Origin of the sequence: uncultured Thiodictyon sp., assembly GCA_903837595.1 — a bacterium.
GTDB lineage: Bacteria > Pseudomonadota > Gammaproteobacteria > Chromatiales > Chromatiaceae > Thiodictyon.
Genome location: CAILVI010000387.1, coordinates 21,807 through 43,426 on the forward strand (window position 1 = coordinate 21,807; position 21,620 = coordinate 43,426).

The 21,620-nt window shown below is 66.4% G+C and carries 21 protein-coding genes; 9 read left to right on the forward strand and 12 right to left on the reverse strand.

Annotated features, from left to right (window positions below; all coding sequences use genetic code 11):
• The first annotated feature begins 43 nt into the window (after window positions 1-43).
• Entirely contained in the window at window positions 44-1,156 is a 1,113-nt protein-coding gene (locus tag QZY44_RS22905) for a hypothetical protein (protein ID WP_295453146.1), read from the forward strand.
• A 150-nt stretch (window positions 1,157-1,306) separates the two neighbouring features.
• On the opposite strand, the gene QZY44_RS22910 is transcribed toward QZY44_RS22905, so the two are convergent.
• Complete coding sequence (locus QZY44_RS22910) at window positions 1,307-3,868, reverse strand: ArsR family transcriptional regulator (RefSeq protein ID WP_295453149.1); 2,562 nt, start codon at window positions 3,866-3,868, stop codon at window positions 1,307-1,309.
• Between the two features lie 7 nt (window positions 3,869-3,875).
• Entirely contained in the window at window positions 3,876-4,196 is a 321-nt protein-coding gene (locus QZY44_RS22915; RefSeq protein WP_295453153.1) for a hypothetical protein, read from the reverse strand.
• Between the two features lie 447 nt (window positions 4,197-4,643).
• Here QZY44_RS22915 and crcB point away from each other — a divergent pair, with 447 nt between their 5' ends.
• Genes crcB through QZY44_RS22935 form a run of 4 tightly spaced genes read left to right on the forward strand, consistent with a single transcriptional unit; the run spans window position 4,644 to window position 6,695 of the window.
• Window positions 4,644-5,033 carry a fluoride efflux transporter CrcB gene (gene crcB, locus QZY44_RS22920; protein WP_295453379.1) on the forward strand — a complete coding sequence of 130 codons (390 nt, stop codon included), beginning with the start codon at window positions 4,644-4,646 and terminating at the stop codon, window positions 5,031-5,033.
• Window positions 5,034-5,053: 20 nt separating this feature from the next.
• Window positions 5,054-5,380, forward strand: coding sequence for a DUF190 domain-containing protein (locus QZY44_RS22925; RefSeq protein ID WP_295453160.1), 327 nt, complete (start codon window positions 5,054-5,056; stop codon window positions 5,378-5,380).
• Window positions 5,377-5,874, forward strand: a complete 498-nt coding sequence (locus QZY44_RS22930) for a disulfide bond formation protein B (RefSeq protein ID WP_295453163.1) — start codon at window positions 5,377-5,379, stop codon at window positions 5,872-5,874. The genes QZY44_RS22925 and QZY44_RS22930 overlap by 4 nt, the downstream gene beginning before the upstream one ends.
• Entirely contained in the window at window positions 5,871-6,695 is an 825-nt protein-coding gene (locus tag QZY44_RS22935; protein WP_295453166.1) for a lysophospholipid acyltransferase family protein, read from the forward strand. The genes QZY44_RS22930 and QZY44_RS22935 overlap by 4 nt, the downstream gene beginning before the upstream one ends.
• Before the next feature lie 18 nt (window positions 6,696-6,713).
• Here QZY44_RS22935 and QZY44_RS22940 read toward each other — a convergent pair whose 3' ends face one another.
• Entirely contained in the window at window positions 6,714-8,231 is a 1,518-nt protein-coding gene (locus tag QZY44_RS22940; RefSeq protein WP_295453169.1) for a bifunctional UDP-sugar hydrolase/5'-nucleotidase, read from the reverse strand.
• A gap of 301 nt (window positions 8,232-8,532) precedes the next feature.
• On the opposite strand from QZY44_RS22940, the gene QZY44_RS22945 reads away from it, so the two are divergent.
• The gene (locus QZY44_RS22945) at window positions 8,533-9,501 is read left to right on the forward strand and encodes a GAF domain-containing protein (protein ID WP_295453172.1); all 969 of its coding nucleotides are present in this window, start codon (window positions 8,533-8,535) and stop codon (window positions 9,499-9,501) included.
• Window positions 9,502-9,509: 8 nt separating this feature from the next.
• Here QZY44_RS22945 and QZY44_RS22950 read toward each other — a convergent pair whose 3' ends face one another.
• The 3 genes from QZY44_RS22950 to QZY44_RS22960 form a co-directional block, all read right to left on the reverse strand.
• Complete coding sequence (locus tag QZY44_RS22950) at window positions 9,510-10,331, reverse strand: HAD-IIA family hydrolase (RefSeq protein WP_295453175.1); 822 nt, start codon at window positions 10,329-10,331, stop codon at window positions 9,510-9,512.
• Between the two features lie 85 nt (window positions 10,332-10,416).
• Window positions 10,417-10,995: a peptidylprolyl isomerase gene (locus tag QZY44_RS22955; protein ID WP_295453179.1), complete on the reverse strand. Its 579-nt coding sequence runs from the start codon at window positions 10,993-10,995 to the stop codon at window positions 10,417-10,419.
• A gap of 89 nt (window positions 10,996-11,084) precedes the next feature.
• Window positions 11,085-11,693, reverse strand: coding sequence for a hypothetical protein (locus tag QZY44_RS22960; RefSeq protein WP_295453182.1), 609 nt, complete (start codon window positions 11,691-11,693; stop codon window positions 11,085-11,087).
• A 146-nt stretch (window positions 11,694-11,839) separates the two neighbouring features.
• Between QZY44_RS22960 and QZY44_RS22965 the strand changes: the two genes are divergently transcribed.
• The gene (locus QZY44_RS22965) at window positions 11,840-12,274 is read left to right on the forward strand and encodes a TerB family tellurite resistance protein (RefSeq protein ID WP_295453185.1); all 435 of its coding nucleotides are present in this window, start codon (window positions 11,840-11,842) and stop codon (window positions 12,272-12,274) included.
• A gap of 201 nt (window positions 12,275-12,475) precedes the next feature.
• Window positions 12,476-13,117, forward strand: a complete 642-nt coding sequence (locus tag QZY44_RS22970; protein WP_295453191.1) for an EF-hand domain-containing protein — start codon at window positions 12,476-12,478, stop codon at window positions 13,115-13,117.
• 139 nt (window positions 13,118-13,256) lie between these two features.
• On the opposite strand, the gene QZY44_RS22975 is transcribed toward QZY44_RS22970, so the two are convergent.
• Both QZY44_RS22975 and QZY44_RS22980 read right to left on the reverse strand, forming a co-directional pair.
• Window positions 13,257-13,589 (reverse strand): hypothetical protein, encoded by a 333-nt coding sequence (locus QZY44_RS22975; protein ID WP_295453195.1) that lies wholly within the window; start codon window positions 13,587-13,589, stop codon window positions 13,257-13,259.
• A gap of 12 nt (window positions 13,590-13,601) precedes the next feature.
• Complete coding sequence (locus QZY44_RS22980; protein WP_295453198.1) at window positions 13,602-14,102, reverse strand: hypothetical protein; 501 nt, start codon at window positions 14,100-14,102, stop codon at window positions 13,602-13,604.
• 734 nt (window positions 14,103-14,836) lie between these two features.
• On the opposite strand from QZY44_RS22980, the gene QZY44_RS22985 reads away from it, so the two are divergent.
• The gene (locus QZY44_RS22985) at window positions 14,837-15,100 is read left to right on the forward strand and encodes a hypothetical protein (RefSeq protein WP_295453203.1); all 264 of its coding nucleotides are present in this window, start codon (window positions 14,837-14,839) and stop codon (window positions 15,098-15,100) included.
• Window positions 15,101-15,258: 158 nt separating this feature from the next.
• Here QZY44_RS22985 and QZY44_RS22990 read toward each other — a convergent pair whose 3' ends face one another.
• The 4 genes from QZY44_RS22990 to QZY44_RS23010 form a co-directional block, all read right to left on the reverse strand.
• On the reverse strand, window positions 15,259-15,552 hold the full coding sequence (locus QZY44_RS22990) for a nucleotidyltransferase domain-containing protein (protein ID WP_295453208.1): 294 nt from the start codon (window positions 15,550-15,552) through the stop codon (window positions 15,259-15,261).
• 163 nt (window positions 15,553-15,715) lie between these two features.
• Complete coding sequence (gene mfd / locus QZY44_RS22995) at window positions 15,716-19,225, reverse strand: transcription-repair coupling factor (RefSeq protein WP_295453211.1); 3,510 nt, start codon at window positions 19,223-19,225, stop codon at window positions 15,716-15,718.
• Between the two features lie 86 nt (window positions 19,226-19,311).
• On the reverse strand, window positions 19,312-19,488 hold the full coding sequence (locus QZY44_RS23000) for a hypothetical protein (RefSeq protein ID WP_295453214.1): 177 nt from the start codon (window positions 19,486-19,488) through the stop codon (window positions 19,312-19,314).
• Window positions 19,489-19,737: 249 nt separating this feature from the next.
• Window positions 19,738-21,453 (reverse strand): protein kinase, encoded by a 1,716-nt coding sequence (locus QZY44_RS23010; protein ID WP_295453219.1) that lies wholly within the window; start codon window positions 21,451-21,453, stop codon window positions 19,738-19,740.
• Between the last annotated feature and the right edge of the window lie 167 nt (window positions 21,454-21,620).

Here is a 21,620-nt window from a genome sequence, read left to right on the forward strand (position 1 = left end):
GTAGAATCAAACAAATCCCGCTTTCTCGCCATTGGAGGTTGCTATGTTTGAAAATCCCATGCTTGATGTTTTCATCGGGCTGATTTTTTTCTATATGCTCCTGAGTGTCATCGTCACGGTCGTACAGGAGGTTATCGCGTCGTCTCTGAGCTTGCGGAGCAAGAACCTGCGCACCGCCATCACCATGTTGATCGGTGCGGATAATTTGCAGGCGTTTTATAACCACCCGCTCATTTTTCCGCTGTTTAAAGGTGAGGTCGATGATAAGGGCCATCCTATTAGTGGCGGTCCGTCCTATATTCCAAAACGCAGCTTTGCCCTGGCCGCTATTGATGTGGTGAGCAAAGCCTCGTGCGGCGCCGACCCGTTGACCGAGCCTCGCCAACAGTTGCCACCGGTTCTGGACCTGATCAAGTTGTTGAGCGACCCCGATAATAGCGGTTCAATTGGGATGCAGGTTAGCCATTTGGATCAGGCCGCCACTGACCTCGTTGCCAAGATCGCCAGCCCGGCCGTCAAAGACGCCGCGAACAAGGCGCTCGCGGTCGCCGTCGGTAGGCTGACCAGGGATCTTGGCAAAGTCGATTCGGTCATAGAGGGTGTTGAGGCCTTGTTCGACAGTACGATGGATCGGGCCATCGGCTGGTACAAGATCAATGCGCAGCGCATTTCGCTGGGAATCGCCCTGGTGTTGGCGGTGGCATTGAACGCCGATTCGTTTTTCGTGGGCAAACTGCTCTGGCAGGACGAGGCGCTCCGCAAGGGTGTGGTCAGTTCCGCTGAAACATATTACAAGAGCGCAGAGGGTAAGGCGAACCTGCAGACAATCTGTGCTGCTAAGGTCGCGGCCGACAGCGCCCCCAAGAACGCAGCCGATCAGTTAAGCGCTGTCGGCACGTGTGCTGCAACCCAGTTCCGTGCGGTCACGGCTGAGTTGAGCCCTTATCCGATCGGCTGGCCCATGGCCGCGCAGCAGCAGCCCACAGGGAATTGGCTGTCGTTGATTGTCGGTGGTCTGGGGATCCTCGTCGGTTGGGTGGTCACCGCACTCGCCATGAGCCTCGGGAGCGGTTTTTGGTTCGACCTGCTCAGCAAGGTGATGAGCATCCGCATGGCCGGCAAACGGGAACCGACCGAGTTATCAACCAAGAGTTAGACGCGGCGCAGCCTTGGTCATCGCGGTGGCCATCGCAAGAGGTGCGGCGGCGGAAGTCGCTCCGGATAGTAAATCGAATCTGGCAGCCGCTATGGCAGGCGCCGCTGCCGGATGGCAGCGGTGCGGGCTCGCTTTCGGCAGGGCGCTGAATCAGGATTCGGTTTCCGGGTTGAATACCTGCCCCAGCAAGGTGCGCTCTTCCTGATTGAGGTCCAGCAGAATGCCGCGGTCGGTGCCGCCGGCCTTCAGGAAGTCCACGCCAGTGCGGAAGAGGCGTAGCGGCAGCCGGAAAGCGTCGATACCCTGGCCCGCGGCTTCCCAGGCAGCGGCCCAGGTCTCCAGGTTATCCGGGCTCGGCAGGCTGGCCGGATCGGTATGGAGTCTGCCCAAGTGCTGCATGAGTGCCTCCCCGAGTTGGGTGATGGCCTCTAAGTCGCGGTAGACCTGGAGCAGGTTGCGGGTGCGCTCGGCCCGGATTGCGGGTTGTAGCGAGCTGTCGAAGAAGGCGCCGATGATGTCCGTTGAGTCGCCTTGATAGGGTGGCGAGGCGCTCATGCCTTCCCGCAGGCCGTTCCCCAGCGCCGTGATGGCGTCGTACCAGCGGCCAGTGGCAATTCGGATCTCGGCCAGCGCAATCTGGGAATCGAAACGAATTTCCGTCGGTGCTCCTTCCAATCGCAATGCGGCGTCAAGATCCCGTTCGGATTGATCGGCTTCGCCCGACTGCCAATAGGTTAGGCCCCGGTTGATGAGCGCCCTGGCGATCGGCTCGACAGGCGCTTGCGGTAGGTTGATGGCGGCGCTGTAGTCGGCAATCTCTTTATCCATATCGCCGCGTTGCCCGCAGGCTACGCCCCGGTCGATAAGCGCCCAGGCGACCTGCTCGGCGGGGGCCTGCGGTAAGTCGATGGCTGCGCTGTAGTCGGCGATTTCCTTTTCGATGTTTCCGAGTTGACCGTAGGCAATGCCGCGGTTGATGAGTGCCCGGGCGACCTCCTTGGTAGGGGCCTGCGGTAGGTCGATGGCCTTGCTATAGTCGGCAATTTCCTTTTCGGGTTCTCGGATCTGCCCGTAGGTCAGGCCTCGGAATACAAGCGCCATGGCGACCTGTTGGGCGGGAGCCCGCGGCATCGCCAGCGCGGCATCGAGCTGCCCTATTGCCAGAACCCACTCGCCTTTCTTATAGTGAATCTCAGCTGCGAGATTTAGGGCCGACGCCTTTAATCCGACGGACTGAGTGCTGCCCTCGCCGGCAATCTCATCGAGGATACGAAGCGCCTCGGTATCCTCACCCTTCGCCCAATGCCCGCAGGCCAGGGCCAACTCCTCGGATTGTTCAGCGTAGGTTTCAATCCGCGGCCCCCATTCGGCCCGGCCCGCATCATCCAACTCCATCTTGAATCCGTCCGCCAGCAGCCGCGCACGGAGATTGCCCTTGGCTTGGTTGGCCTCAATGGCCGACGCCAGATAGGTGCGGGCTATGCCGTCAGTTTTTCCATCGGATAGCCTGGCGTTCAGCTCGCGTCCGTCATACCAGACGCGCAGGAAGTCGACCAGCACCCGTAATGGCCCGTGTTTCTGGTTCTCCTTCACCTCGACACAGATGCGCATCATCGGTTCGGCGATCTCATACAGCGATTCGCGTCCGCGTTGAGCGGCCTGGACGTAGCCCTTGTCGCGCAGGTCCTTGAGCTGGCTGGAGACGGTCTGTTGGCTGGCGAAGAGTCGGCGAGCAATCTGTTTGACCGCAGTGGGCCGGTCCTGGGTACACAGCAGTTGGACGATCTTGCGCTGCTGCGCCGGCAGCCAGCGGATGAGTTCCCGGTAATAGGGCGTCATCTCGTCGACCATCTTGGCGAAGGGGTCCACCAGGGATTGGATGCTGTCGCGGGTGATGAACTGGGACAGGACGATGTAGATGCGGTGGTTGCCGCCGGAGAGGTGATGCAGTGCGCGGATGCGCGAGCGGCCGGTGGCGCTGTCCAGAAAGGCGACGACATCGCTCTGGTTGTTGAGCCGGGCGATGTTCTGGAGCAGTTCGCGGGCCTGCTCCACCGACAGGGTCTTCAGGTGCTCGGTCTGAAAGAAGCCGAAGAAGGCGCTCTGGCGCTTGGCGATGTCGTCCACCAGCCGCTGGGCGGTGGCCACCAGGGCCAGCACCGGGTGCTCCTGGATGAAGGCGCGGAGCTTCTGTTGACCGGCCTGCCCCAGCCCCGCCAACAGGGCGTCGAGATTCTCCACCAGGACCAGCAGGGTGCGGTATTGCAGCGTCTCAAGCAGCAGTTGGGCGAGTGCGCCCTCCGCCGCGTCCGGTGTCAGGTCGAACAGGGGGTCCAATGCTGCGGCCGTGAATTCATTCGGGTAGCGCTTGGCCAAGGCGTCATAGATGCGGCGCAGCAGTTCCAGCAGACTGGTGCTGGTCTCGTCCTCGTTGAGCCAGGCGACGCGCAGCCGATCATCCAACGCCCGGTCCTGCCCCAGCCGGTAGACCAGCAGCGTGACCAGGTGGGTCTTGCCGGTGCCGCGCGGACCGACGAACAATAGATGGTGCTTGTTGCCCGTGGTGGCGCTCTCGCGCACCCGCTCGACGGCGTCCGTGATGAGCGCTTGGCGTTGGACGGTGATGGCCTCCAGGTCTTCCGGCGACGTGCGGCTGGGGGTGAAGACGGAGAGGAAGGCGCGATCGTTCATGGCGGGGCGGGTGCTTTGCATGGTGGTCTCAGAGTCCGCGGGCGAGCCGCCACCAGCGTTGCAGTAGCGGGAAACGGAACCGATAGTTGCCAGCGGTATCGCGCGCCAGATAGTGGTCCTGCTCCACGAGTCGGAGCAGTTCGATCAGGCGGTCACGATCGTCCAGGCTGCCGCTCGCCTTGCCCTCCGCCAGCAAATCGACCTCGCGGTAGACCGATAGCGCGAATTCCCGGGCGCTGTGATACCGCTCCAGGTCCTGAAACATCGGCACCCAGCCGGGCCTTGGCTCCGCGCACAGTTTGCGGATGATGGTGGTCTTGCCGATGCGCCGCTCGGCGTTCATACGCATGGATTGCTGCTCGAGCGTGTCCCAGATCCGCCTCGATCAGTTGGTCGCGCCCGACGACCTCCGCGAGGTCGATCTGGCCACCCGGGTTTGCCTTCATGTCTAAATCCTGCGCCAATGGTTGGATTGCGAAATAGTACGCTGAATCAATCGTACGTCAAATCTCACGTGCGTTTAACGTCTCGGTCGACACCGGCCAAGACCCCGAAGGGGCTGATGCGTCGCCCGCTAGCATCAGCCGCGCTGACCCTCAGCGCGGGCGAGCGGGTCCCGCGGTGGCGATCACCAACCGTGCGGGTTAGCATGGCACCAGCGGGGACGCTCTGGCGCTCCAGCGCGGGCCTGGCCGCCGGGGGCCGGTTCGCCCACTATGCCCAAACTGGACTATCGGAGGCGGTGCCAACCGGCCGCGCGCCGCCGTGACGGGTCCGACCCAGCCTCCAGGGGACACTGAACTTGATTGCTGTCTTTGCCGTCTTCACCGGCGCCGGTCTGGGCGCACTGCTGCGCTGGGGGCTGGGGCTGCGGCTGAATCCGCTCTTTCCCACCCTGCCACTGGGAACGTTGGCGGCTAACCTCCTGGGCGGGCTGCTGGTCGGCTTCGCGGTGGCCTGGCTCGGCCGTCATCCGGGGCTGCCGCCGGAGTTGCGGCTCTTTTTCATCACCGGCTTCTTGGGTGGGCTAACCACCTTTTCGACCTTCTCGGCGGAGGTGGTCACGCTGATCGCCCGGGGTGAATACGGCTGGGGCCTGGCCGCCGCGGGCTCCCACTTGGCCGGTTCACTCGCGTTGACGGCCGGCGGTATGGCCCTGGCCAACATGATCATGGCCCGGCACTGAGCTATTGCGGTACACACACCATGAACGGCTGCTTTCTCAAATTCTACGTGGCGGAAAAGCGCCGCCACCACCACCGTCTCGCCTATGAGTGGCTGCTGGAGGAGGCGCAGTCACTCGGCCTGCACGGCGGCTCCGCCTTCCGCGCCTTGGCCGGCTATGGGCGCCACGGTCGGCTGCACGAGGAGCAGTTCTTCGAGCTGGCCGGCGACCTGCCGGTGGAGGTGGGTTTCGTCGTCACGCAGGATGAGGCGGATCGTTTCCTCGCACACATCGGGGCGCAGGGGCTCAACCTCTTCTATCTGCGGGTGCCGGTGGAGTATGGCTTCACCGATGGGGGGGCGTCATGAACCGGCTGTCCGCGCGTCTGCTCTGGTCGGTCCTGGCCCTGGGCTGTCTGGTCCTGGTGGTGGGGAGCTTCATCCTCACCGCCTGGATGGACCTGCGTCCTTGCCCGTTGTGCATCTTCCAGCGCCTGCTGTTCATGGTCTTGGGGCTGCTCGCCCTGGCCGCGGCCTGGCTCGGTTCGCGCCCGGCCGCCCTGCTTCCGGGACTGCTGACCCTTCCGTGCGCCGTCGGCGGGATCGGCATCGCCGCCTACCAGATCTGGCTGCAACTCCAACCGCCGGCCAGTGCCTCCTGCGGCGGCGGACCCCTGGCCTTCATCGACGTCGTGGTCGATTGGTTGGGTGATCGGCTGCCGACCCTGTTCCTTGCCACCGGCTTCTGCGAGGAGTCCGGGCCGCTGATCCTGGGGCTGACCCTGCCCCGGTGGGCGCTGGTTGGCTTCAGCGGCTATCTGATCATTGCGCTCTGGGCCATCCTGGCCCGCCGCCGCACATGAGTCCCCCGGACCGGACGCCCCAGCCGGCGCGATGCGGGGCCTGGCGGACCCTCTGGCGTTGCCTGCGGCTCGTGGAGCACATCACGACCGGGGTGCTGATCCTGGGCTTCGTCAGCCTGATCTCCCGGGAGGGCGCTCGCCCCGCCTGGTTGCCGTCGGTAGTTCAGTGGTGGTATCAGCGGGAGTCCCGCGCCCTGGGGTTGCGAGTGGAGGTTACCGGGCGGCTTGCGAGCGGTTGTCTACTGGTCAGCAATCACATCTCCTGGCTGGACGTGACGGTCTTGGGTGCCCAGGGGCCGCTGGGCTTTCTGTCCAAGTCGGAGGTGCGCGGCTGGCCACTGATCGGTTGGATGTCGGGCGTGGTCGGCACCCTGTTCATCGAGCGCGGCGCCCATCAGGTCGGCACCGTCACCGCCGAGATCACGGCGCGTATCGGGCGGGGGTGCAGCCTGGTGATCTTTCCTGAGGGCACGACCTCAGAGGGTGGCGGGGTGGGCCGCTTTTATCCCCCCCTGTTCTCCATTGCCCTGCAACCGGGTCTGGGGGTCCAGCCAGTAGCGATTTCCTATCGGTGCGCGGACGCGCCCGCGCCGGACCGAAGCATTGCCTTCGTGGGTGATCAGACCCTGGTCGCCAACCTGTGGCGCGTGCTGCGCCACCCCGGCCTGGTGGCGCGGGTCCAGTTCCTCGCGCCCATCCACCCGGGGCCGGCGGATGACCGGCGTTCGCTCTCCGGCCGTGCCCGCTCCGCCATCCTGGCCGCGCTGGATCTCCCGCAGGGGCCGCCCAGCGTGCGACGGCGACCGGGCCGACCGTCGTAGGAACGGGCTATTTCGCTGTCAGGGATCGGTTAGCCGGATGATGCGCCCATCGGGTTGCGGGTCCACCGTCCCGGCGGCACGGAAGCCTTCGATGACCATGTCTGAGATCAGGCGGCCGCTCATCACCCGCTTGTCCATCGTCTCGAGCATGCCGTAGCCGTCGCCGCCCGCAGCCAGGAAGTCCGAGGTCACCACCCGATAGCGTCGCGCCGGGTCGATCGCTGCGCCGTCCACCGTGGCAGCGGCGAGCCGTGTGCCCTCAATCGCATAGCGCACCCCGGAAACCTGGAGGAAGCCCCCGGGGTTGTCCGCCGGGTCCAAGGAGGCGCTGCGTGCCAGGGCGGCGAGCAATTGCTCACCGGTCAGGTCCCCGACCACCAGTTCATTGCGGAAGGGGAATGCCTGGTAGATCGACTTGAGGGTCACCGGACCCGCCGGGATACTTGCCCGGAAGCCGCCGCTGTTGAAGAGTGCCACGTCGGCCTGGGTGATCGAGCGGGCCAGGTCGGCCACGAAGTCGCCGAAGGGCGCCTCGCCCCGGCGAATCAGTTCACGCCAGGCGCTCAGCTCGCGGGTGCTGGTGCCGACCTGTTGGTCCAGTTCCTGGTCGGCCTGTGCGGCGATGCGCCGGACCTCGGCCGCGACCACCGGGTCCTCGGGGCTCGCTGCATCAATCGGGATCAGCCGGTAACCGGTGCGGACCAGGTGCCCGTCGCGGCACTCCAGGTCCAAACGCCCCAGCCAGCCGCCGCGCTCCCCGGCCTGCAGGATGGCGACCCCATGCTCCATCACCGGCTCCGCATAGAGGTTGTGGTTGTGGCCGCCGACGATCAGGTCGATCCCCGGGACCGCACGGGCCAGCCGACGGTCCTCCGCGATCCCCATGTGTGACAGCACCACCACCAGGTCGGCCCCCTCACGCAGCCCCGGCACCAGGCGCTGGGCGACGGCCACCGGTTCCTCCACGCTCATGCCCTCCATGTTGCGGGGGTGGGTGGCAGTCGCCAACTCGGGCGAGGTCAGCCCCAGGACGACCACCCGCGGTGTGCCCGGTCGCTTGATGACCACTTGGGGGACCACCGGCAGGGGCTCCGGATGGGACTGCACGTTGGCGGTGAGGATCGGGAACGGGGCCTGCGCGGCCAGTCGGCGAAACACCGCCTGACCATAGTCCAGCTCGTGATTGCCCATCACCGCGGCGTCCACCCCCATGCGCCCAAACAGTGTGACATCCGGTACGCCCAGAAAGAGGCTGGAGGTCAGGGTGCCTTGCAGCAGGTCGCCAGCGAACAGGAGCACCACGGGGCGCTGCGGGTCCTGCGCCCGCACCTGGGCCACGGTCGCGCTGAGGCGGGCGATGCCGCCGCGCTCGATCGGGTTCTGGGCGTCCTTGTAGGGCTCCAGCTGGCCGTGGAAATCATTGAAATGCAGCAGCGTGAGACCCCCGCCCGGGGGGCAGACCGCCCCGGCCAGGGGTGGCAGCAGCGCGGCGAGCAGGAGCCAGGAGCGGATCGAGGGCGAGCAGCGCAATGACATCGGGGTACCTTTGAAATGAAATCAGGAATAGTGAGAGTCCTGAAAATCCAGTTAATCCTGTCCATTTATGCTCAGGCCGCTCCGACCTTGCGACGTGATTGTGCGTTACCCGCTCCCACCGCCACCGCCAACTTGACTGATTTGTGACAATGGGGGGATCAAGGAGCCCGAGATGCTACCCAACTGCACCCTCGCCGGCCAGTGCGGTGCCGCACCCGGGGCTCGTCCATCCATTGGGCGGAAAGCTGGCCCGATTATCGCATAGTGTGATTCAAGTCACATTTCCAGTCGGAGTCACGCTATGCACCCCACCGACATCGAGACCGCACCCGGCGCCGAGTTGCTGGCGCTCCAGCAGGTCGCCCGCATCGTTGCCCGCGCCGACGACGCCGAGTCCCGCATCCAGGACATCCTCCGCCACCTGGACGAGTCCGCCGCGCTGGTGCGTGGCCGGGTGATGCTGGCGGACCCGGCCGCGGGCGAGCTCTACATCCGTTACGCCCACGGACTGACGCCGGCGCAGTTGGAACGCGGCCGCTACCGCATCGGCGAGGGCGTCTCCGGGCGGGTCTTCCAGAGCGGCGTGGCGGCCTTGGTCGCCAACGTGCTTGACGAGCCCGGCTACCTGGCACGCGCCGTGGCCCTGGATGCACTGCCCCCCGAGCAGGTCGCCTTCCTGGCGGTGCCCATCGTGCGCGATCACCTGCCGGTCGGGGTGCTGGCAGCCCACCGGCGGCGCGACCCTGAGCGCTCGGCCCGGTCTGACCTCGCACTGTTGGAGGTCGTCGCGACCCTGCTTGCGCAGATCCTGTGCACCGCTGAGCAGACCGCACCTGCGGTCGTGCCAGTTTGGCGCGACCTTCCCGTCGCAAGTCCAGTTGCGAACCGCGCCCGCCGGGACCCGGACCACGCCGGCCGCGATCTGACGCTGCGCACGGCCGCGCAGCGCCATGCCGAGGGCCGGTTACACCAGGCCGCAGACCTGTACCTCAAGGTCGTGGGACAGCATCCCGGGACCGAGTCCGCACTGCGTGCAGCAGCCAGGCTGGTGGAGATCGCCCAGTATTACGAGGCCCGGGGCGCCACCCGGCTCGCCTTGGATGTACTCGATCGCCTGCAGCGCAGCCGCGACGAGGGCGATTCGGGCGGTGGCCGCCCGGCACCGCGTGAGCGGTCCGGCCCCTGGGACGACAGCGGTTTCGGGGCCGGGGAGTGGGACGCGTTCGGCGACTCCGAAGGCTCCGGCGGTATTGGCATCCGGGTTCGGTGACTGCTCGCTTAAGGCGCGGCGAGCAGTCCGGGAAAGGCCTCATCCAGGGCGTCCATGAGCGCCTCAAGGTCCGCGACATCGATATCCGGCCGCGGCAGGCCGGCCACCCAGTCCCGACCGGGCGCGAAGCGGCCGGTGCGTACCAGGGCCGTCCAGATGCCCAGGCGCTCGGCCCCGGCGATGTCGGTGTCCGGCCGATCACCGATCATGAGGCAGTGGGCGGCGGCGCATCCGAGTTGCTCCAGCGCCATCTCGAAGAGCAGCGGCTCCGGCTTGCCGATGACCGTCGGGGTCACCCCGGTGGCCGCCACGAAGGGCGCCACCAGCGCCCCGCAGCCGGGCAGGACGCGGCGTTGGCCGTCGCACACCCCATCCACCGTGGTGTCTGGATTGGTCGCGACCAGGCGTGCCCCGCGCCCCAGGATCAGATTGATCCCTGTCGTCAGGGTCGCGAAGTCCAGGCCCGCCCCTTCGCCGACCACCACCGTGTTGGCGTCGCGCTCGTCGCGGCTGCCCACGGTACTCAAGGCGGCGTCCAGCCCACCGGCGCCCACGGCGAAGTAGCGCAGGTCCGGCCGCTCATGGCCCAGCCAGCGGGCGGTGGCCAGGGCCGAGGTGAGGATCGCGCGCGGGTCAGGGCGGGGGAGCCCCATCGCGACGCAGGCATCCGCGATCTGCTCCGGGGTACGGATGGGATTGTTGGTGATGAAGCAGTGGGGGCGCCCCGCCAGCCGGCCGAGCAGGTGCCCGGCACCGGGCAGCGGTTGGTCGCCCTGGAAGATGACCCCGTCGAGGTCGATCAGGAGTGCGTGCGGGGGCGGGCGGTGCATGGCTTCTAGGGTCTGCAAATGACTGCGTGATGGGCGCGACCGGACCCCTCCGGCGGTCCGGTCGCTGCGGCTCCTTAAATACGGCTTAGAGCGCTTTGCAGGCCGCCAGCCTGACGTCGCTCTTGGTGCTGCCGGACTGGGAGCCCTGGGCCTCCAGCTTCTTGACCACGTCCATGCCGTCGACCACCTTGCCGAAGACGACATGCTTGCCGTCCAGCCAGGAGGTATCGCCCACGGTGATGAAGAACTGCGAACCGTTGGTGTTCGGTCCGGCGTTGGCCATGGACAGGGTGCCGGGGCCCGCGTGCTTGAGCTTGAAGTTCTCGTCGGCGAACTTCTCGCCATAGATCGACTCGCCGCCGGTGCCGTTGCCGCGGGTGAAGTCGCCGCCCTGGATCATGAAGCCGGGGATGATGCGGTGGAAGGGGCTGCCGGCGTAGCTCAGGGGCTTGCCGCTCTTGCCCATACCCTTCTCACCGGTGCACAGGGCGCGGAAGTTCTCGGCGGTCTTCGGCACTACGTCGGCAAAGAGCTCGACGGTGATGGTGCCGGCCGGCTCACCGCCGATGGTCACGTCCAGGGCCACCTTGGGGTTGGCCGCCAGGGCGGTCGGGGCGCCGACGGACAGGACGGCGGCGGCGAGCAGGTTGGGGGTCAGGTTCATGGTCACTCCTAGATATCAGCGGGGAAACTGGGTTGCGAACACTATTGATCAATCGCTGGCCCGGCCGGCAGGGACCGGACCGCGCATGATCAGGCCGAAGGTGCGCCCGATGCAAATTCAGTGTCCGCCCCCGTCAGGTCCGGCGGGGGCGGGAAGCGCCGCAGCAGCCGCTCCGGCACCTCGCCCCGCTGGGCCTGATAGAGGGCGCCGGACGCCAGCATGATGAGCACCATCAGCGCGATCAACATGGGGGCGATGGCGACCCGTTGTAGGGCGATGAACATCATGTCCTGCATCCCGGGTTGCTTCTGGGCGTGTGCCAGGAGCCAGGCCAGGGTGATCAGGCCGCCACCGGCCAGATACACGATCAACAGGACCAGATAGCGGCCGGTCGCCAGCCGCCAGTGGGCGGCCAGGAACCAGGGACCTTGCAGCGCCGTGCGCCGCGCGCGCAGGAAGCTGTAGGCGATGATGACGAGCGAGCCGCCGAACGGCACCGCGACCGCCAGTACCCGGTAGGGTGCCAGGGTCGAATCCTTTTCCACGAAGCTGCCGGCCAGCAGCGCGATCAGCATCACCAGGTTGAAGAGCAGCAGATTGACCATGGCCAGTTCGTGCGGGGACTTGGCCTGGCGACGGACGGGTTCGGCGATGGGGAAGAACATGGGGTGCGGGGCCTCTGCGGGCTGATCGGCCATTCGGCGGTGGCGCGGGCTGCGTTGATTGTCTGCCCGATCCCCGCCTTAAGGCAATGCGGTCGGGTTCTCGTGCGCGGCCGGCCCGCTGTGCGATCATGTCTCCCCGCAAACCATTCGCGAACACGTTATGCCGACCGGAGTCCCCGATGACCCTGCCCGAATTTCCCCCCCTGCCCGAACTCACCCCCTATCCCGAGAACAGCCCGGAGGCGATGCTGCGGGTCATCACCCTCTTTATCGTGTGCGACGGGGACGTGGCCGACCGCGAGATGGAGACCCTGGAGCGGCTCGGCGTACTGGACACCCTGGGCGTGGATCGCAACCTGTTCGCGGTGGTGTTCGATGGCTACTGTGACGACCTGATTGCCCATGCCGGCACCGCGCGCTATGTCGGCCTGGCCGATACCGACTGGGTGGACGCGGTGCTCGCGGGGGTCACCGACCCGGAGCGGCGTCGCTATCTGGCCCAAGCGTTGCTGCTGATCGCCCACGCCGACGGCCATTTCGCCGATGCCGGACTCACCGTCTACCGCCAGATGCTGGACCGTTGGGGGCTGGACGTAGACCACCTGGCGGCTTAGGCCGCGCTGGTCCGCCGCTTGCCCGCATCCGCGCTGATCTTTGTCTTTGGCCCGCGACTGAGGGTCGGGTAACCACCGGCTGGCCGCTGGCGTCGAGCGTTGGTCACCCGCGAAAAATTTCCGCTCAATGTATGCCAGCGCACCGACCGGTCGGGCGTGCGGGCATACATTTCGGACTTGATCAATCAGTGGAGCGCAGAGATGAAATACTATACCCGAATGTTTGCCCTGAGCGCGGCGATCGCGGCGATCTGCGGCGCCCAGCCCGCACTGGCCGCACCGGTCGGCAGTCCACTGCCCTTTGCCGCCTATGATAAGGACGCCAACGGTGTCGTGACCCAGCAGGAATTCACTGCCGTCCAGGCGCAGCAGCGGGCGGTCCGCGATGCCGCCGGTGCGCCGCTGGGCGGGGCCGCCAATGCGCCGTCATTTGCGGTACTCGACCTCAATAGTGACGGTCAGGTAACGCTCGAGGAATTCAACACGGTCCAGCCGCCCGCCGCGCCAGCGGGCGCCGGAACCATGGGCTCTGGTGTGCGCATGGGGCTCAGTGATGGGTCAGGGGGCGTGCCCAGTTTTGCCGATCTCGACGAGAACCATGACGGGAGCATCAGCGCGGCCGAGTTCAACGACGCGCGCGCCAACCGGGCCGTCGAGAAGTCACAAGCGGGTCAACCACTGGGCAGCCTGCGCAATGCACCGCCGTTTGGTGCACTCGATACCAATGGTGATGGCCGGATCAGCCCAGAGGAGTTCGCGACGGCGCAGGCCAAGCATCCGGATGCTCCGCCGCCGCCCGCGGTGACGCCGGTGCCTACTCCGCCCAAGGCGCCCCCGTACTGAGCTTAAAGGTTTAAGGCGTGCGCAGCGGCAACTCGGGGCGCACGCCTGCGTTGCGTTGGCCGGACGGGGCATTTGCCCCGTCCGCCGCGTCTGGGGCCTGAGTGCCCGGCCCCCCTGACTGCCGTGGTGGCAGTAGCGGCTAAATGACCTTCCAGCCAATCGCCTTATTGACAACCGCGCGCACGACATCGAGCGCGGCATTGATCGCCTTTTCGGCCATGGCCAGGCTGATCCCTTCCAGTGAGGTAAAGACCATCTTCATCGAGCGCTGATGCAGCCGCGTTAACGACTGCGCCTGCTCTTCGGTGATCTGATGCAGGCCCTTCCACACCTGGATGTCCGCCATGCTCTGGGCGAATTTCTTGGCCTCGCTGGTCGCGAAGTTCTGCACCTCCGGCCACTTGTCCTTCAATACACCCTGGGCCGCCACGAGCATCTGATGCGCGACATCATTGACATTGATAGGGGTCATTTTCCGTCTCCTTTACTGTTGGGTGAGTGCCGGTTGGCTTTGATTCCACTTAAGGAACAGCAGGTGCTGAACGATGGCCCTGAACGATTGCTCAAAGGCGTCCTGGGCACTCTTGAGCAGCGCCGGTGCGGGGGCCGTCTTGTGCAGTGCCGCCAGATCTTCATATTGCGCCTTGAGCGCCTCGAAATTCGTGGTCAGCGGGCGGGCTTTCAATCCATCCTCAAGGACTTTGGCCCGCGTGATCAACGCGGCCACATCGCCCTGCGCCTGTTGATAAAACGCCTTGTTTGCCTCGTAGGAGGCCTCCGCCCGTGATGATGCGTTCAGTTTTGCAAAAAAGCTTACCGTCTTGACGTGCAGCGCGTTGACGGCGTTATCAATGATTGCGTCGTATTCCGCAACCAGTCTTACCTTGAATGCGCAGCCGGCCAGAAAGCTGACCAAAAGCAATGCCGCCAACCACACGACATACTGGTTGCGGAACTGTTGCTGCACCTGCCTCGTATTATTCATGCCGGTCCTCCAGAGAAACGTTTAAAGACGCCCTACCAGCTTGCGGCGACGCTGCTAACCTCACAAATCGCCGGGCGAAAGATTTTAGGCAGATTTTGTGCGTGAAGTCAAGCCCCCGAATAGGTCGCCCCGCGGCCTCCTGCGGGCCTTGATCATTCTTCTCGGTTCCTCTGCGGATGCCCTCCCGTAGGAGCGGCCCCCAGGCCGCGACGGGTTGCCGCCCGGACCGGTGACCGCAGTGATCCCACCCCTGGCCCTCTCGCCCGACGTAGCGCCCGAGCGCCCGGTGACCTACCGCGCAACCAGCGGAAAATTGGCGCTCCCCAGGAAGGCGGAGACCGTCTGCTGGTAACCGTGGCCCTTTCTCCTGGGCGATCTGACGGACCTCCCGCTCGGTGTCCGCCCAGATGTGGGCACCCGATCCGCCTCACCTCCGAGGATTGCTGTGCCGTGCCTTGAGCAGGAAGGTGGTGCCGATGTATTCGCCGATCAGACCGATCCGCCGCAGCACCGCAACTTGTGACGATGCAAGTCCCCCGTGGGAGCGGCTTCAGCCACGACGAGGCCACGGCAGCTTGCCAGGTCGCGTCGCGGCTAAAGCCCCTCCCACGGGGTCCCAGCCTGACTTTCGCGGTAAAGCCTCGACCCCCGGTCTATTAGCGGTCGCTTGGTTGTGTGCTTCGTGGATCGGTCCTGGCATCTACGGCAATATCGCCTTTGCTGAGGATCATCGGATGGCCACCCTGGTCTTGCGCAACGTCCCGGATGACCTGTACGGCAGGCTCAAGCAAGCCGCCACCGACCACCGCCGCTCGATGGCGCAGGAGGCCATCGTCGCCCTTCAGTCGGGGCTCGCAGGGGCGCCCGGCCTGCCGCGCAGACCCACGGTCGCGGAAAGCCTGGACTGGCTCAAGACTGAGGTCTGGACCTTGCCGGTACTGGATCGGCGCGCTGACGATGAAATTCTGGGCTACAACGCCGAAGGCCAATGTGATTGATTCGGTCGCCGCTACTCGTGTCTTCGGTCAGTCTGAAAAGCGGGCGTTCAGCCAGATATGCTGGATCGCAATCGGTCCCCAGGTATTCGTGCCCGATGGCATTGCGCAGGTCACGCTGACGTTCCCAATCGTCCAGTGGAGCACGGCATGGCGCGGACTCATAAGGGATAGCCTTCGGTGCGTGCCTGACGCATGAATGCGGTGGTCTGCCCGGGATTGATCACCAGGTCGACTGGGAGGCGGAGTCGTCGCTCCAGGTCGCGGCGCAACGCCTGGCGGGCGAGCAGGAGGTCTTCCGCAGGCAGGTGGACAGGCTCCACGTAGAGGTCGACATCGCCCCCGCGGGCGCTGTCGTCCAGGCGCGAGCCGAATAGCCAGATGCCCGCGTCAGCGCCAAAACGCGCCTGAACCAGACAGCGGATGGCGGCGATATCTTCGTGAGACAGTCGCATCGGCGGGTACCTTTAGGAGGTGTTTCGGGGCTTGGTCCCAGGGAGATTGTACGCCAAGGCGAACGGGCTGGAAGTAGCGGGGTTGTGGCCATGGCCGTGCCCGCACAGGTGGGCAAGCGCCCGGCTGCGGCCTCCACCGGCTGAAGCCTCGACCTCCAATTGCCTAGCCGACCAACTGCTCCACCACCCGCCCGACTTGCTCGATGCGCTGGCTGGGATCGGACAGGTCCCTGAAAAACCGCAGCTTGTCGCCGCCGTCGAGCTTGTATTCCTTCGGCCTGGTCTGAATCAGCTTGATCAGTCGCGTCGGGTCGACCTTGGTGTCGCTGCCGAAGATCACCCGCCCGCCCGCCGGACCCGCCTCTATCTTCTTGATGCCATAGGGCTGCACGGTGAGCTTGATCTCGGTGATGGCCATCAGGTTCTTGGCCGGGTCGGGCAGCAGGCCGAAGCGGTCGATCATTTCCACCTGGATCTCGCGCAAGGCCTCCTGGTCCTTGGCGCTGGCGATGCGTTTGTACATGACCAAGCGCGTATGGACATCGGGCAGATAATCACTGGGCAGCAGCGCGGGCAGTCCCAGATCGATCTCGGCGCCGTGGTCTAACGGACGGTCAAGCTCGGGGGTGCGGCCGGCCTTCAATGCCTGCACCGCCCGCTCCAGCAGATCCGTATAGAGCGAAAAGCCGATCTCGTGGATCTGCCCCGATTGCTCATCGCCCAGGAGTTCACCGGCGCCGCGGATTTCCAGATCATGGGTGGCTAGGGTAAAGCCGGCGCCCAGGTCTTCCATGGACTCGATGGCCTCCAGGCGTTTCTTGGCGTCGGCGGTCATCTGTTTGGGCGGCGGGGTGATCAGATAGGCATAGGCACGGTGGTGTGAGCGCCCGACCCGGCCGCGCAATTGGTGCAGTTGCGCCAGCCCGAGCTTGTCCGCGCGGTTGATGACGATGGTATTGGCGCTGGGGACGTCGATACCGCTTTCGATGATGGTGGTGCAGACCAGCAGGTTGAAGCGCTGGTGATAGAAGTCGCGCATGATGCGCTCAAGGTCGCGCTCACGCAGTTGGCCGTGGGCGATCTGCACCCGCGCCTCCGGGATCAGCGCCTCCAACTTCTGCGCCTGGTTCTCGATGGTCTCGACCTCATTGTGGAGGAAATAGACCTGGCCGCCGCGTTTCAATTCGCGCTGCACCGCCTCCTGGATCAATGCGTCATTCCAGGGGCTGACAAAGGTCTTGATGGGGTGCCGCTCCACCGGCGGGGTGGCGATGATCGACAGGTCACGCAGGCCCGCCATCGCCATATTCAGCGTCCGGGGGATGGGGGTGGCGGTGAGTGTCAATATATCGACCTCGGCCCGCAGCGACTTCATCTGCTCCTTGTGGCGCACCCCGAAGCGGTGTTCCTCGTCGATGACCACCAGCCCCAGGTTCTTGAACTTCACCGATGCCTGCAAGAGCTTATGGGTGCCGACCACGATGTCCAGGGTGCCGTTGGCCAGCCCGTCCAGGATGACCTTCTGTTCCTTGGCATTGCGGAAGCGCGACAGGCTCTCGACCCGGATCGGCCAGTCGGCGAAGCGGTCGGAGAAGTTCTCGAAGTGCTGTTGGGCGAGCAGCGTGGTGGGCACCAGCACCGCCACCTGACGCCCGCCGTTGGCGGCGACGAAGGCGGCGCGCATGGCGACCTCGGTCTTGCCGAAGCCCACGTCGCCGCACACCACCCGGTCCATCGGCTTGCTGTCTTCCATGTCGGCCAGCACGCCCTCGATGGCGCGCTGTTGGTCCGGGGTCTCCTCGAATGCAAAGGCGTCGGCAAAGGCGGCGTATTCCTCCCCGGGCGCCGGGAAGGCGACGCCGGGCCGGGCGGCGCGCCGGGCGTAGATGTCCAGCAGTTCCGCGGCCACGTCGCACGCCTTCTCGGCTGCCTTGCGCTTGACCTTGTCCCATTGGTCGCCGCCTAAGCGGTGCAGCGGGGCATTCTCCGGCGAGGTCCCGGTGTAGCGTGAGATCAGGTGCAGCGAGCTGACCGGGACATAGAGCTTGTCCCCCTTGGCATACTCCAGGGTCAGGAACTCGGTGGTGAGCCCCCCGACGGTGAGCGTCTCCAGCCCCAGATAGCGCCCGACGCCGTGGTCCTCGTGGACCACCGGTGAGCCGGCGGTGAGTTCGGTCAGGTTGCGGACAATGGCGTCGCTGTCGCGCTCCCGGGCGCGGCGGCGGCGGTCCTGGCGCACCCGCTCGCCATAGAGCTGGGTCTCGGTGACGATGGCCAGATCGGGGTGCGCCAGCCACAGGCCCTGCTCCAGCGGGGCGACGGTCAGCCCAACCGCGTCCTTGCCGGCCAGGAAGGCGGCCCAGCCGGCGACCGGGCGGGGGTTGATGCCGAAACCGTGCAGATGGTCGTTGAGCATCTCGCGGCGGCCCAGGCCCTCGGCGATGAAGAGCACGCGCCGCCCCGGCACTGCCAGGAACTCCTGGATGGCCTGGGCCGGGTGGGTGGCGCGTGCCTGGATGCCGAGCGGCGGCAGTGCCCGGGTGGCGAAATTGTGGGCGTCCGCATAGCCCTTGCGCCGTTCGTCCAATTCGGAGCGCTGGTAGAGCACGCCCGTGAGGCCCTTGAGCCGATGGGCCAACTCGTCCGCCTCCAGATAGACCTGGGCGGGCGCCAACAGTGGCCGTTCCACGTCATGGCGACGCTGCTCATAGCGCGCCTGTACACCGTCCAGGAAGGCGGCCGCCGCGTCCCGGCAGCCGTCGGGCTCCAAGGCCAGGCAGCCATCGGGCAGATAGTCGAAGAGGGTCGCGGTCTGCTCGAAGAAGAGCGGCAGGTAATACTCCAGCCCGCCTGGGGTGCGGCCCTCCGAGACCTCCCGATAGATCAGGCTGGCCTTGGGGTCGCCTTCGAAGCGCATCCGGTAGCGTTGGCGGAAGCCGGAGATCGCCTCCTCGCTGAGCGGAAACTCGCGCGCCGGGAGCATGCGGACCTGGGTCAGGCGTTCGCGGGTGCGCTGGGTCTCGGGGTCGAAGGTGCGGATGGTGTCGACCTCGTCGTCCAGCAGGTCGATGCGCAGGGGCTCCGTGCTGCCCATGGGGAAGCAGTCGAGGATCGAGCCGCGCACGGCAAACTCGCCGTGGCCCATGACCTGGGAGACGCAGGAATAGCCGGAGCGCTCCAGGCGGCGGCGGGTCAAGTCCAGGTCCAGCTGGTCGCCGACGGCCAGCACCAGTGAGTGACCGTCCACATAATCGCGCGGCGGCAGGCGCTGGAGCAGGGTCGCCATCGGCACCACCAGCACGCCGCGCTTGAGCGTCGGCAGGCGGTGCAGGGTTAGTAGGCGCTCGGAGACCAACTCCGGCAGGGGCGAGAAGACGTCATAGGGCAGGGTCTCCCAGTCCGGGAAGCCGAGCAGTGGGATGGCGTCCGCGGACCCTTCGCCCAGGAAGAACGCGAGTGCGTCACGCAGTCGGGTCGCCGCCTGCACGTCCTCCACCAGGGCCAGCACCAGGCCCGGGTGGCGCTGCGCCGCCGCGGCAATCGCCAGTGCCCGGGCCGCCCCCCGCAGCCGGCCCCACAGGAGTCGCTCGCCGGGGCGCTGCGGCAGGGGGGGTGTCAGGGGTGAGCACAGTGCGGCGTCGGCGGCGGCCTCGGATACGGCAGGGGGAGTCATCAGGATTCGGGGTGCGGGTCAGGGGGGCGGGTGGGGATTTTCTCACAGTCCTTGAAAAATCGCCCCCTGGGCGATTTTTCACGCGTTCAAACACCGGTCGGGCGTGCCTCCAGGGCCATGGGCGCCGGCGACCACAGCGCGGTGGCCGTGGCCGTCCTCTTGCCTTTGCCGCCGTCACCGGCGTGTGCGGGGAGCAGCGAACCGGCCAGGAGCAGACCGGCCAGCAGGCCGGCGGTGAGGAGTGCGGACGTGCGGATGGTCATCGCTGATGCCTCGTGGGCTGTGAATGGGGTGGTGAGTGGCGCTCGGCACCGGCGCGGGGTGCGTCTCCTACCAATAAGTTAGGGCATTGCCGGGAACCACAAGGCGCGGCGTAACTGCGCGCCCGGCTCGCCGCCCATCACCTCACCCCCGTTGCGGCACCGGTCTATGCCTGCTACAACGGTCCCTTCACGCCAGGTCCGCTGCGCCGCAACGAGGTCCTGATCGAACTGGCCGAGGGTCGATAACGCTCACCCGCCCGGCGCCGTCTTGAGCGCCTCCAGGCGTGCGGCGGCTTCGGGGACGCCGCGCGCCTGGGCCTTGCGATACCACTCCTGCGCCTTGTCGGGCCGGGGCTTGGGAAGCGGGGAGGTGCCGGGCGCCCAGTGCAGCGGGTCGTACATTTCGGCCAGGGCAAAGGCGGCGGGGCCGTCGTCGTGGTTGGCAAGGGTCCGCACCAGGAAGAACCAGGGGTCGAGATGGCCGGCCTCGCGCAGATCTTGGGCCAGTGCCCAGAGGTCAGCGGCGGGCAGTGCGACCTCGGCGGCGATCAGTGCCTCCACCAGCGCGAAGGCGTCCGCGGGTCGGCCGGCGACCCGCAGTTGTTTGGTCAGGGTCACCAAGGCGTCGTTCGGCAGCCCGCTCGCGGGTGGCGCGGCGATCAGTGATCGGGCGGACTTAAGGGCCTCGTCATAGCGTCCGGCCTGGGTCAGGGACTCAATGTTTTCGGCCATGGTCGCGGGCGATCCGGACTCAGGCGGCTTGAGTCGCTGGCTCCCGGTCGCCACTGAGGCGGTGGTTGCGCCGGGCTGGTCCCGGCCGGGCGGTGGGGTCGTCTCCAATGGGCGCAGAATGAAGTAGATGCCCGCCGCCGCGGCCACCGTCAGCACGGCGCCGCCACCCCAGAGCAGCGGGCCCATCCGGCCTCGCGGTGCCGGCTCCGCGGGGGGCCGCCAACCGTCTGGGGTGTGGGACCGCTGGGCGACCGGGGGGTGCGCCGGCCACTTCAGCAGCAGGGTATCGAGGCTTGCGGGTCGGCGCGCCGGGTCGGGCTCCAGCATGGCGCTCAACCACGGGCGGATGGGGGCCGGTATCTGCGTCAGGTCGGGCACCGTCAGACGGGCGCGCAGGGCCGCATCAATGCTGTTGGTCATGTCCAAGGGGTGGCCGAGGGCCGCAGCGGCGAGGATCAGACCCAGGCTGTAGATGTCCGAGCGCCCGTCCACGACCCCGCCGAACATCCCGAACTGCTCCGGGGAGGCAAAGCGGTATTTGCCGGCGAATGAGTCACCGATAATGGTCGCCTCAGCCGGGTCGGTGAGTTTGCTCAGTCCGAAGTCGATGAGTTTGGCGGCGGTCACCCCGGCGTCCGGCAGGATCACGTTATCCGGGGAGATGTCGCGGTGAATGGCCCCGTGTCGATGGGCTGCCGCGAGTCCCGCGGCGAGCCGGTCACGCAGTATCAACACCTCCTCGGGGGGGAGCGGCCCTTCGCGTAGTCGCTCCGCCAGCGAGGAACCCTCCACGAACTCCATGACCAGATAGTCCCGCCCCTCGGCATCGCGCAGGAAACCCTCGTAACTCACCACGGCGTCGTTACGTACCCCGCGCAGAACCTTGGCCTCGCGGTAAAACAAGTCCATCACCTGGCGGTTGGCGGCCATCGCGGGGCGGATCACCTTCACCGCGTGCAGGCTGCCGAGTCCGGCATGACGGGTCAGGTAGACCTCGCCCATGCCGCCGCCGCCCAGCAAGCGCTCGACCCGGTAGGTATTGACCAGCAAGGTACCGGGCGGGATGTCGGTTGGCGAGGGTGGCTGCGTCGCCTCGGCGGCGGGGAGTGGCGGTGCCGTGGGCGCTGAGTCTGGCCCGGTTTCCGGCCCGGTGGGCATCATGGTGCGCAACTGCGTGGCCGCCGTGGGATCGGCGCTGCCGGTTCCGGTCAGCCTGGTCGATTCGCTGTTCATCTGCCCCCCGGTTGCGTTCATGTGCGGACCAATGCCCTGTCTTGGGACCTCCCGGTCAGGCACGGGCGCGGGGTCCGTGTCCCGTGGCGGGCGGCTGGCTGCGGCTCATCCCGTGCCGGGCATTGTAGCCGACAGCTGCGCTGCGCGGGGTTACCGTCCCTCCCCGA